This window comes from Psychrobium sp. nBUS_13 (genome assembly GCF_051201665.1).
Taxonomy (GTDB): domain Bacteria; phylum Pseudomonadota; class Gammaproteobacteria; order Enterobacterales; family Psychrobiaceae; genus Psychrobium.
This window is the reverse complement of record NZ_CP179210.1, coordinates 636,476-649,009: the sequence shown is the minus strand read 5'-3', so window position 1 is coordinate 649,009 and position 12,534 is coordinate 636,476. Positions and strand designations below refer to the sequence as shown.

At 40.2% G+C, this 12,534-nt stretch carries 8 protein-coding genes; 7 read left to right on the top strand and 1 reads right to left on the bottom strand.

The genetic code is table 11. The features are described from left to right. Nucleotides 1-36: 36 nt before the first annotated feature. Nucleotides 37-954 carry a recombination-associated protein RdgC gene (gene rdgC / locus ACMAZF_RS02970; RefSeq protein ID WP_435276001.1) on the top strand — a complete coding sequence of 306 codons (918 nt, stop codon included), beginning with the start codon at nt 37-39 and terminating at the stop codon, nt 952-954. 389 nt (nt 955-1,343) lie between these two features. Here the strand turns inward: rdgC and ACMAZF_RS02965 are convergent, their stop codons facing one another. Continuing rightward, on the bottom strand, nt 1,344-3,125 hold the full coding sequence (locus ACMAZF_RS02965) for a M61 family metallopeptidase (RefSeq protein WP_435276000.1): 1,782 nt from the start codon (nt 3,123-3,125) through the stop codon (nt 1,344-1,346). Between the two features lie 149 nt (nt 3,126-3,274). Between ACMAZF_RS02965 and ACMAZF_RS02960 the strand changes: the two genes are divergently transcribed. The 6 genes from ACMAZF_RS02960 to ACMAZF_RS02935 all read left to right on the top strand — a co-directional run bounded on the left by ACMAZF_RS02960 (nt 3,275) and on the right by ACMAZF_RS02935 (nt 12,485). Further along, complete coding sequence (locus ACMAZF_RS02960; protein ID WP_435275999.1) at nt 3,275-5,461, top strand: tetratricopeptide repeat protein; 2,187 nt, start codon at nt 3,275-3,277, stop codon at nt 5,459-5,461. A 63-nt stretch (nt 5,462-5,524) separates the two neighbouring features. Beyond that, entirely contained in the window at nt 5,525-6,886 is a 1,362-nt protein-coding gene (locus ACMAZF_RS02955; protein ID WP_435275998.1) for a diguanylate cyclase, read from the top strand. Between the two features lie 492 nt (nt 6,887-7,378). Then, entirely contained in the window at nt 7,379-8,743 is a 1,365-nt protein-coding gene (gene ppnN / locus ACMAZF_RS02950) for a nucleotide 5'-monophosphate nucleosidase PpnN (RefSeq protein WP_435275997.1), read from the top strand. Beyond that, nucleotides 8,733-9,545, top strand: a complete 813-nt coding sequence (xni, locus tag ACMAZF_RS02945) for a flap endonuclease Xni (RefSeq protein ID WP_435275996.1) — start codon at nt 8,733-8,735, stop codon at nt 9,543-9,545. The genes ppnN and xni overlap by 11 nt, the downstream gene beginning before the upstream one ends. Continuing rightward, nucleotides 9,542-11,314, top strand: a complete 1,773-nt coding sequence (locus tag ACMAZF_RS02940; protein WP_435275995.1) for an HD domain-containing phosphohydrolase — start codon at nt 9,542-9,544, stop codon at nt 11,312-11,314. Before xni ends, ACMAZF_RS02940 begins: the two co-directional genes overlap by 4 nt. 163 nt (nt 11,315-11,477) lie before the next feature. Then, the gene (locus ACMAZF_RS02935; RefSeq protein WP_435275994.1) at nt 11,478-12,485 is read left to right on the top strand and encodes an isocitrate dehydrogenase; all 1,008 of its coding nucleotides are present in this window, start codon (nt 11,478-11,480) and stop codon (nt 12,483-12,485) included. Nucleotides 12,486-12,534: the final 49 nt, after the last annotated feature.

Genomic DNA, 12,534 nt, shown 5'->3' with positions numbered 1-12,534 from the left:
CTCGCTGCCATTATCTCATTAAGAAAGTGACTTGTTATGTGGTTTAAGAACCTAATTGTTTATCGTTTATCTAACCCAATTGATTTATCCGCTGACGAATTAGAAACTCGCCTTGAAGAGTTTGCTTATCGTCCTTGTACGAGCCAAGAAAAGAGTAAGTATGGTTGGTCAAAGCCTATGGGAAAACACGGCGAATCATTACTACACGTGACTGACGGTAATATCCTACTGTGCGCCAAAAAAGAAGATAAAATGCTGCCAGCATCTGTCGTCAAAGAAGCGCTAGATGAGAAAGTTGAACAAATCGAAGCTGATACTGCGCGCCCTGTAAAGAAAAAAGAAAAAGACGCGCTAAAAGAAGAAATTGAGCACCAGTTACTACCTCGTGCATTCTCCCGTTTGGGCACCACCCGTGCTTATATTTCACCTAAAATGGGGGTGATTATTGTTGATGCGTCAAGTCATAACAAAGCCGAGGATTTACTAGCGTTGTTAAGAAAATCAATTGGTTCTCTAGCTGTTCTTCCCGTTCAAAGTAAGGCTGCAGTAGAACAAACAATGACTGACTGGTTGCAAAATGAAACGCCAACGCATCCATTTGAATTACTCGAAGAAGCTGAATTGAAAAGCCCTCTAGACGGCGGCCCAATCATTCGCTGTAAAAACCAAGATTTAATTTGTAATGAATTAAAAGCACACATCGAAAACGGCATGTTTGCTGTTAAAGTTGCAATGCAATATGCTGAATCATTAACCTTCGTACTTAATGAAGATTTGACCGTTAAACGCGTTAAGTTCACTGATGTGGTAATGGAGCAAAAGGAAGATCAAGATAAAGACGATAAAGCAGCTTGTTTTGATGCGGACTTTGCAATCATGACAGGTGAGTTTGAACAATTCATTCCAGCCTTACTTGATATATTAGGCGGTGAAGAGCAAACCATTAGCGAGTAAGCATTATTTCCACATCGCCGCTCTTTGCCATTGCCATTGCCAACAGGAATGTAGGTACTTAGAAAATGCCTGGAACAATTTTCTGCCATGGCAACACGGCATTGCCTGCATGGATGCATGGATGCAGGTACTTTGACTTTGCAGGAGCATAAAGTCCGACCGTTCATCCTGAACATAAAAAAGCGGTTGAATTTCTTCAACCGCTTTTTTATGCGAAGTAATACCATTAATTGCATTAAGTAAGTGATCTTGTTGTGCGTAGAGAAAATCAGCTAAAACAAGGCGCTCGATTGACTAATAGCTGGCTATTAGGATTGAGAGCAACGCCATTTTAGTTAATTTTAACAAGTACAAGTGGGCAAATATTTAATGCAATTGGTATAAGAAGTTTATTTCTTCTTAGAGACTTCTAACTCAACACCGCGCCAAGCTTTATAAAATGCTTTTTGCTTATGAGTTGGGTTCTCAACAATGCGGATCATTGGCTTTTTATCTTTTTTAGCCGTTAACGTCAGCGTCTTTTCTTCCAATCGATCACGTCTAAATAACGTAACGGTTACTTCGTCACCCACTTTGTATTGCGCTAAACGAGTTTTTAAAATGCCTTGCGTCACTTTCAAGCCGTTAATCGCTACGATTTGGTCACCAGTTGTTAAGCCAGCCTTCCAAGCTGCTGAATCAGCAAATACACGAGATAACGTTAATAAACCATTTTTGTCATAGCTTGAAAAACCTGTCGTAGAAATCTCTTTGGTTTTCTTAGGGTACACAAACTCTAAACCAGCTTTTGCTAGCAGCGCGTCAAAGTCGATTTTAATTGGTGACTCAACGTTTTCTTGCCACCAGTTTTCGTAACTTTTACCCGTTAAGTCTTGAGCAATAGTTTTCATGTCACGAGAATTAAAAGGTTTAGGTAGACGGTGGCGTTTAAATAACTCACCGTGAAGTTCACTATAGCCTGCTTTTAGATCAGAATCCGACAGTAACTGGAAGTCCATGGCTAATGACGCCATGTAACCTTCAGAGTAAATATTTACACTGTTGTTGTAAGCAAAATCACCCGGGAGTGCAATCCAGCTTTCATGACTAGACTGGGCAACTGACTGTACTTTACGACCAGGTTTCTTTAAATGACCATCGATACGGCGAGATAATGCGCTAAAAAACTCTTTTTGCGACATCAAATCAGATTGCTGTAGTAAATGCTCTTGGAAATAACTGGTTGAGCCTTCAGATACCCACAACAAATCAGTATAGTTTTCACGTTGATAGTTATATTCAGCAACACCTTGTGGGCGATACGCTTTAACATTCCACGTATGAACAAACTCATGCGCAGCTGTATTCAAGAAACTTAAATACTGTTTGCGGGGCGCAAAAGTGAAACGTTTACGTTGAATAACCGTTGAATTCAAATGCTCAGTGGCTCCGCGAGCATCGGTTGTCGCATGTACCATAAATACATAGTTATCAAATGGGTAACCCTGCCAAATGTTTTGGCTCGATTTAACCATTTTTTGTAAATCTTTAGCCATTGCAGGTGCGTCGTAGTTACCTTCACCCCAAATCACTAATTGGTAATCTTTGCCATCTTCTTTAAAATCGAAGACTTCACTGATACCTGTTTCAATTGGAGAATCGACTAAAATGTCGTAGTTATCAGCAACAAACTGATGCTCACCGGCACGTGTCATACCCGCATAAGTTTTCCATGTTTCAGGCACATTTAAAGTCACTCTAATATCTTCTTGGCGACGAGCAGGATCGTACATAAAGATCCCCGTTGCATCCAAATAAGCATGGCTATCATCAATATGACGAGTACGAGTGCCTAAATCATTCGCGTAAACGGTGTAGCTTACGGTAATTTCATCTTGACTCGGATTATTAATCACCCAAGTTGCTTTGTCTGTATGCTCGAATGATAACTCGTTACCTTTGGCATCAGTCGCTTTAAAATGGCGAACACCGTTGGCCAAATCTAAAATTTTATACTTACCAGTGCGCCATGCCGGCATCATAACACTTGGTGAATTACTACCGGCTGGCAGGGTCATAATCACTTTGCCAACATGATGCTCTGGCTTAGTTAAATCGATATTGTAATCAACAGTAGCATTTGCACTAAAGCAAGCTAGCATCAAACTACTCAGGGCTAATTTTTTAATCATTTTATTATCTTTGTTGTGATAGGAATAAAGCAGCGAAGAGTATAATATATCCAGCCGCTACTTTGAAATGCCTAGTTGGCGCTGTAAAAGTAACAAGGTATTATTCCGCGCTGATTACAGTATAATTTAAAATTGAGTGAAGTAACTAAATGAGTTTGAAATCATTACAGTTTTTGTCCAAAAGTATCCTATCTATTTTATTGCTAAGTTATTCTATTTCCGTTGCTGCTACTGATGCAGTAACTAATCGATTACTCTTTGCCGAACAATTACCAGAAGTTAAAAAATATCGTTCGATGGATAAATCACAAAAAGAGCAATGGTTTAATCAACATCAAAAGGATATTGAGAACGCTAGCGTCCATAATTTATTAGTCGCTTCTGGTTATCTTTATCATACCTCTCAATATGAACTAGCCAAACAGAACATTGACTTATTAATCAAGAAACTATCGAGTGATATCAAGCCAATTGTTGCTGCCAACGCGTGGTTCCTACATAGCATGAATACAGCGATTGGACTTGATCAATTTGACGACGCTGTTGCGATATTCGAGCAAACAATTACCCGATTAAGCCAATCTGATGAATCTAAAAAAGATCAAGACTTTTTAAAGCTATCAGTGGTCGCTAATTATCGTTTAGGATCACTGCTTTTGTTTCTAAAGCAACCTGATGACGCGAAGGAATATCTTAAAAATTCGATAGCACAAGCGAAGAAAAGCGATGATAGAAGCTATTTAGTAACACCGACATTAGAACTCGCAAAATATTATATTGCTAAAAGCGATCCCGCGAATGCAGAGCAACAACTCATTGAATCTTATGATATTGCGTTAGCAACTGAGAGTTCTCGCCGTCCTGATATTCTTCATCAATTATCCCGTTATTATCGAAAAAATAAACGTTATGATTTAGCCATAGATTACGCCACACGTTCCCTTCGATACCGAGAGACGCAAGCAGATCAGTTAACACATCTTCCTTCTGCCTATAATAACCTTGCTATTGCTTATGAGGAATCTGGCGATCTAAATTCCGCATTAGTGCATTACCTCAACGCGATAAAAATTCTAGAAGGGAAAACGGGTTACCATTATCTGGCAATAGCTACTCACAATTCTGGCCTTATTTATCAGAAACAAGGAAAAGTTGAGTTAGCATTAGAATACTTGCTCAAAGCCAATAAGCACTTCAAGGCAATGGGACATGGCTATTTTTTAATGTCCAATCACCTGCGTTTAGCAGAAGTTTATTTTTCTCAGCAATCGTATCAATCAACAATCAAGTATGGCGAACTAGCGCTCGCAGCAGCCACTAAACATAAACAAGCTGATGCTGAGTATCAAACGCTAGAGTATCTAGCCAAATCTCACTTGGCACTGAAAAACCATGAAAAATCTGCTCAGTATTTTTCACGCTATTCAACAATCCAAATGCAAAAAAATGACGAATTAACGAGTAAACTAGCAAAAAAGAACACCTCATTTGTTTCGGATAATGCCGATTTAAAAGCTAACCTTTACGACACTAAAAGCTTACTCAATGAACAGCAGTTGATGACTGCACAACAGACTCGCAGCATTAGCAATATGACACAATGGCTTTATGCATTGAGCGCACTAATTGTTATTTGTTTTGTTATTTACCTTAGAACCAAGCGCCAAAGCAGTATTGTGCAACAGCAAAATGATATTGATAAAGCGACGCAACTTGTTTATTTACATAACGAATCCCTGTTATTAAAAACTGTTAATAATCAGTTTATTCAGCACACCAATGTTTTCGCACTTAAGTTGCCTATTTTAACTCATTTATTAGACGTTATGGATGTAGATAGAGCGCAAGCGTTTCGGATCCATCTTATTCGACAACTGAGCAATTTTATCGAGCAACCCTTGTATAAACTCAGCGAAGATACATTTGTTTTCGCGAAAACCCCATCTGACACGCAACAGGTAGGACAGCGGTTTACTCTGCTCATTAAACATTATCAATCACTAATCCCCGATGAGTTAAATGAATTAGCAACACAAAATACCATCATGTTAGGCTGTATTAAGCAGCAAGCGACCGACAAACCAGTTAACTTAATTCAAGCAAAAAATATGATAAACCTAGCATTGACTGCATTAAGCGCTGTTAAACAACATCAATCGTGGGAAACCACGAACAACTGGTTGATGCTGACTGAAAAAGAAAATAGCACCACAGCCATGTTTACTTGTCCAACCCGTAGGGAATGGTTACAACTTGTTAATAATCGCGTGTTGACTGTTAATACTGGAATAGTTCAAGATATTAATTGGCAAAGTATCCCATACTACGACCAATGATCTAGCACCCCAAATGTGGAAAAATAAATGCTCGAAAACTTATTAACGCAGCTTAGAACTTTAATGAAGCAATCGCCTCACTTTGACGAGGAGATTTTACAATTGTTGTTTGACAATGAAACGACAACCAGTGGAGATATCAGCCACAGTAATTTAAAAGTGAACCTAACTCAGTTTATTACGCAAAAACGGGAAGAAATTTCACAGCACTCGGATACATTGGGACAACTCGCCCCAGAGGTGAATTCAGCAGAAGAAATACCAACGACATCAATTAATTCACTACAAATAGTGATGAGTCATCTCGAACGTTTTGTAGAATTATATTCACAAACTTCGGCGCAGTTAGCCAACGAATTAACTGGTATAAAGAGCGACCAAGTAACATTGATTTCGGCTCATAAAGAAAATCTAACCCACCTTTATGAAACATTCGACATCCATTACCAATTGCATTCAGAGCTCAATGATTTGGCAAACTCATTGGCAAAGGTCGAAACCACTGAACAACTACTTGGTAATGCAGAAGAGGCTATTGCACTGTTATTAAAAAGTATGCTCAGCGAAAAAGAGCACTCGAAATACTTTGTTAAAGATATTCACCGTGAAATTGAAGACTTAAAAGCAATCAATCAACATTCTGAAGATATTAGTCGTGCCGGACAACAGCAACATAGACAATGGGACAAAAGTGCTCAACAAAACATTGGTAATTTAGATAAATTATCTCACCGAATAAAGATATCAGACTCAGATTCAAAGACCTTGAGCAATGAAATATCTTTACTCAAAGATGCATTGTCCGAGAAAACAGACATTGATAAAAAACTATTTTCGCTGCAACAAAAACAAATAGATAAATTAAATAAAAAGTTAGAACAGACTGAACAAGACGCTTCTACTTATCATTCTCAGCTCGTAGAACAACGCCTTATTAATATGCTAGACTCTCTTACCAAATTGCCTAACCGCAAGGCGTTAGAGCAAAAATTCGAAGCAAATTTTATGGCGGCCAAGCAATCTGGGCAATCGTTGTGGGTAGCAGTTGCAGACATTGATAATTTTAAATCTATCAATGATAACTACGGCCATAGTGCTGGTGATAAAACGCTGCAAGTCATTGCAGGTGCTCTTAATAACTCTATTCGCGATAGTGAGTTTATTGCTCGTTATGGCGGCGAAGAGTTCGTCTTACTTATTCCAGGTCTGCCACAAAATACCATTAACACGGTGCTTAACCGCCTTCGTGAGCGCATAAAATCAATTCCATTTAAGTTTAAAGATAAGAAAGTACAAATTACATTATCGATTGGCGTTACTAAGGTCAAAGCGGGTGATTCAGATCCCCAAGTAAGTTTTGATCGCGCAGACAAAGCCCTCTATCAAGCAAAACGTCAAGGGCGCGACCGCGTTATTATTTACTAGGGTCTGTTGAGCTTTTGAGTTCATTTTTGCAGCAATTTGTTTGGGGGTTCTACAAGGCAGAGCCTATGTGGTGTAGCTAGCTCGATAATAGCTCCTGCATTATCCTAATGAGCTACATCCCTGTAGCAATACACGAACAGGCGATAACGCCGTAGAAATAACAAACAAATGCTGTCCGTAGGATTCACCTAAAAGTATTTTGTGCCGCGTTATTCGTCATTCATACCAATTGCATTAAGTAAGTGATCTTGTTGTGCGTAGAGAAAATCAGCTAAAACAAGGCGCTCGATTGACTAATAGCTGGCTATTAGGATTGAGAGCAACGCCATTTTAGTTAATTTTAACAAGTACAAGTGGGCAAATATTTAATGCAATTGGTATTACTGTAAAATCAAAGTGATAAGTGCTAAGTTGAAGATAAGCCAATCAACAACTGACCTGAGATTAGGGGTTGTTGATCTTTGATTGGTAATAGATTTACAAGGAGTGTCTATGATCGAAAAAATCAGCCCAAGAGGCAGCTTAGAACAACTTTCTCAAATTGAAGCATCACGCTTACAAAACAATGTTAATTCAACTCATTATCAACTCTTTAGACGTTGTGCCTTAGCCGTATTATGTTCAGGTATCGAAACTGATGATGCCGATGCTTTGATGGAAAAGCATAAAGACTTTGACATTGAAGTGGTTATCCGAGAACGTGGCGCCCAATTAGCGCTTATTAACCCACCTCAAGATGCCTTTGTTGATGGCAATATCATCGTCGGTATTCAAGAACACCTCTTTTCGACATTAAGAGATATCGTCTACTTAAGTGATCATTATCTTGATCAAGTTGCCAGCACTGATGACGAAGGACATTTCATCACCAACCGTGTTTTTAGAGGGCTGCGTAACGCAAAACTCATTACCGATCCTATCGATCCCAACATTGTCGTTTGCTGGGGTGGGCATTCAATTAATGCCGTCGAGTATCAATACACCCGTGATGTTGGTTACGAACTCGGACTACGTGAACTTAATATATGTACAGGTTGTGGACCCGGAGCGATGGAAGGCCCAATGAAAGGCGCCACCATAGGGCACGCCAAGCAACGCGTTGAGAACAGACGTTATATTGGTCTTACAGAGCCATCGATTATTGCGGCAGAGCCACCAAATCAAATTGTTAATGAATTAGTCATCTTGCCAGATATCGAAAAGCGCCTTGAAGCCTTTGTTCGTGTTGGTCATGGCATTGTCATTTTTCCGGGTGGCGCTGGCACGGCAGAAGAGTTGTTATACTTACTTGGCATCTTGCTTGATGAAAAAAATAAAGACTACCCATTTCCATTGATTCTCACCGGACCTAAAGACAGTAAGGCGTACTTTGAGCAAATTGATAAATTCATTGGTGCGACGCTAGGCCCTAAAGCACAAAGTTTATATACGATAGTCGTCGATGATCCCGCCAAGGTTGGAAAACTAATGAAACAAGGGATGGCAGATGTCCGAGCTTATCGAAAAGAGCGGGAAGATTCCTTCCGTTTCAACTGGAGCTTGCACATCCCTGTCGCATTTCAACAACCATTTGAACCGACACACGACAATATGAGCCAGCTGAGTTTACACCCAACAGATGACATTCAATCACTTGCCGCTAACCTTCGTTGTGCGTTTTCTGGTATCGTTGCGGGCAATGTAAAACAAGAAAGCATTTTAGCTATTAAAGAACATGGCCTGTATCAACTATCAGGCGATGTAGAATTAATGGATAAAATGGATATTTTATTACAAAGCTTTGTTACCCAATGCCGTATGAAACTACCAGGAAGCGCTTACGAGCCGTGCTACCAAATAATTAAAGATGAGCAATAAAACACCTATACACGTTGTACTCGTTGATGCCTTAAATCTTATTAGGCGAATTGACGGCGCATTGCGCGGTTTCTCAAAAACCGCGCAACTTGACAGCCAACAGCTTATTGATTTAACCAATCAAGCACTTCGTAAACTCATAAAAGGACACCGCCCTAGTCATATTATTGCCGTATTCGACGGTGATGGTGACCATTGGCGTAAGACATTTTACCCTGATTACAAAGCAGACCGTAAACCAATGGCAGAAGACTTAAGCTCTCTATTGCCAAGCATTCGCCAACATTGGCAAGATATAGGTGTACAGTCGATAGTACCTGCCCATGATGAAGCTGACGATATTATTGCAACCTTGGCCCACAAAATTAGTCAGCATAACAACCAGTGCACAATCATCTCGACAGATAGTGGGTTTTGGCAATTGATTCCACAAGGAATCAACATTTGGGATCACTTCTCAGGTCAATGGGTTCATCATGAACAAGTTTATCGAAAGTTTAACGTGCGTCCACAACAGTTACTCGATTATTGGGCTATTGTTGGCCAGAGTGGTAATAAAATCCCAGGAGTTAGTGGCATGGGTCCAAAAGCGGCGCTGTCAATTTTGTCAGAGTTTGGCGATTTAAAAACTGCTTTTTCTTGCAGCGATCCCGACAATAAACGCCTCAATAAATTGCTCGCAGCCAAAGAACAAGCCCAAACCAGCTATCGACTTGTCTTACTAAAACAAGATATTGCATTGGGCATCAACTTACGTAATTATGCCTACATAGCTCCTACGACGGATAACCCCTCATCATGAACGCGCCTAAAGAGCCAGTTTTATTAACCGCTAAGTGCCTCGAACAGCAAACACAACTGAATGCTACCTTTGAGCCATTGACGCAAGAATTGACATTAGGCGCCGTGAAGCGATTGAAAGCACAGATTTTAGTGCTAAGTGACTGGTTGTTTAGCCTCAACGAAGAGAATAGTGATCTGGTTTTAGGGCAAGCGCTCTGTTATCCAAAGCATTTTTTGCCCCACACTAATCATGCTTTTTGCCAAGGCATCATTGCCGCTAAGTTTTGCCATCGTCAGCACTATCACGGTCAACATGCAAAACTATTTATTAGTAGCGCGTTAACAATGAATCTCAGCCTATTGTTAACAGGAATCTCAGCGTCGCTCTTTGAGCAAAAAAAACTATCACCGCAGCAGGTTAAGCAATATCAGCAACACCCGATCAGCAGTGGCCAGTTTTTAAATAAGTATCATGTCATTGAAAAAAGTGCATTAAGCGATGTCATTAGCCATCGAGAATTGCTTGACGGAAGCGGTTTTCCGACAAAAATCACGCACCACCAGCTAACTGATAATATGCGGATGTTGTCCCTCATTGCTAAGTTTATTGATTTAACTTCTCCGCGTACCAATCGCGCAGGATATCGCACCAAACAAGCGTTATCCTATCTATCACAACATCGTCAACATTATGATATCGATTTATTAAATCTGCTGATTAGTTTAGTAGACAAACCATTACCGGGACTCATTTACAAGCTCAATAAAACCCAGCATGCATTAATTACGCTGGTATCTCATTATACAAACGAATTGCATTGCCAAGCCTTTAGTATTGAACAAGGCCACTTGCAGTTTGAGTCAGCGACACAACAACATGACATTGACACGCTTAAGCACTATTTAGCCCCGCCTAGTGCTATTTCAGATCGTATTATTAATCAAAGCTTACAAGAATTTATTGATCAGCCCTTAGAAGACATTAGCGACCAAACACAGCGATTAAAGCCAAGTGATGACTTAACCCTATTATTTAACGAACTTAGTGCCCATATTCCGGAACAAGAAACCATTAGCGAATTAATCGCACGTCAACCCGTGCTTGGCGATCAACTGATAAAGCACCTAAAACAGCAATACCCAAGTAGCCAGTTCAATAGTAGTTTTCATGCGTTACAAATGGCGGGTTATGCGCAAGCGAAGCCGTTGTTAAGTCGTTTGGCACTCGAATCACAACTGAGTCAATTTACCTTTATCAACGGTAAAACGTTACGCCAAAAAATAAACTTTGCAGTATCTACAAGTCAATGGATTGCCCAGCAATGTCAGCACGTGCTGCCTCATCAACTTGCTATTTTCATCTTACTTAATTTAGCACCGCTTTATTTAGAGCGCACCATTATCAATGGTGCTCGCAAACGCACTTTAGATATTACTCAATGTCATGTTCATCATGCCTATAGCCTTGCAGGCCATAACAATAGCGCGAAACAGCAAAAAGTCAGTATGGCACTTGCTAAAATATGGGCGCCACAATCCTCTATTGTTAATGCACTTTCTGCCAACAATACATCACAAGCTCAAAATGCTGGCGCCGAACGTGAACTCATTGTAGGTTTAGAGTTAGCGATGTATCTCACCCATCATGTATATCATCAATTATCACTAAGTGAACTTTTAGCAGATAATCGCCTCGTCACTAATTTGCGTCAGTTAAAAATAAACACTGATATGTTGCAAAAAATAATCAGCCAAACTCTGACTAGCCAACCGATGTGTGAGCTATAACAGACTTATACTAATTGGTGAGAAGTTTTCGAAATTTTTCGAACGTATGTTTGCTATAATATGTCGATTTTTTTTAACCGTTCGCTGCAAACTGAGCTAATTTAAGCACTAATTTCGACACGCCGAAAATGCAGCGCAACGCTATAAATAGGCGAATATAACAATGACACAAACAACGATCACAGTAATTCCAGGCGACGGTATCGGCCCAAGCATCATCGATTCAGCACTTCAAATTTTAGATAAAGTTGGTTGTAACTTTAATTACGAGTTCGCAAAAGCAGGTTTAGCGGCACTAGAAGAAACTGATGAGCTTCTTCCTCAAACAACATTAGACATGATTGCTAAAAATAAAGTGACACTGAAAGGTCCTTTAACTACGCCAATCGGTGCTGGTTTTACGTCAATTAACGTTAGTTTGCGTAAGCAATTTGGCCTATACGCTAATTTACGTCCAGTCCTATCTTTCAAAGGCACTCAAGCACGCTACGAAAACATCGATATCATTACCGTTCGTGAAAACACACAAGGTATGTACTCTGGCGTTGGTCAAGTTGTTAGCGAAGATGGTTCATCAGCTGAAGCAATGAGTGTAATCACCCGTGAAGGCGCTGAAAAGATTGTTACTTTTGCATACGAGTTAGCTCGCAAAGAAGGTCGTAAAAAAGTCACTGCGGTACATAAGGCTAACATCTTGAAATCAACGTCAGGTTTATTCCTAGACGTTGCTCGTGAAGTTGGCGAACGTTACCCAGAAATCGAATCAAGCGAAATGATTGTAGACAATACGTGTATGCAACTTGTTATGAATCCAGAGCAATTCGACGTGATCGTAACCACTAACCTGTTCGGCGACATTTTGTCTGATCTATGTGCCGGTTTAGTTGGTGGTCTAGGCATGGCTCCAGGCGCAAACATCGGTGAAGATGCTGCGATCTTTGAAGCGGTTCACGGTAGTGCACCAGACATCGCTGGCAAGAACCTAGCAAACCCAACATCGGTAATCCTTGCCTCGATTCAAATGCTTGAATATTTAGACATGAGTGATAAAGCTGAGAAAATTCGTGAAGCATTAAAAGACGTTATCGCAACAGCTGATCGCACAACTCGCGATCTAGGTGGTGAGCACGGTACAACTGACTTCACTCAAGCTATGTTAGATCGTCTATAAGACACTGCAGCTTGAGCAGCATTAAGGCGACTTCGGTCGCCTTAATTTT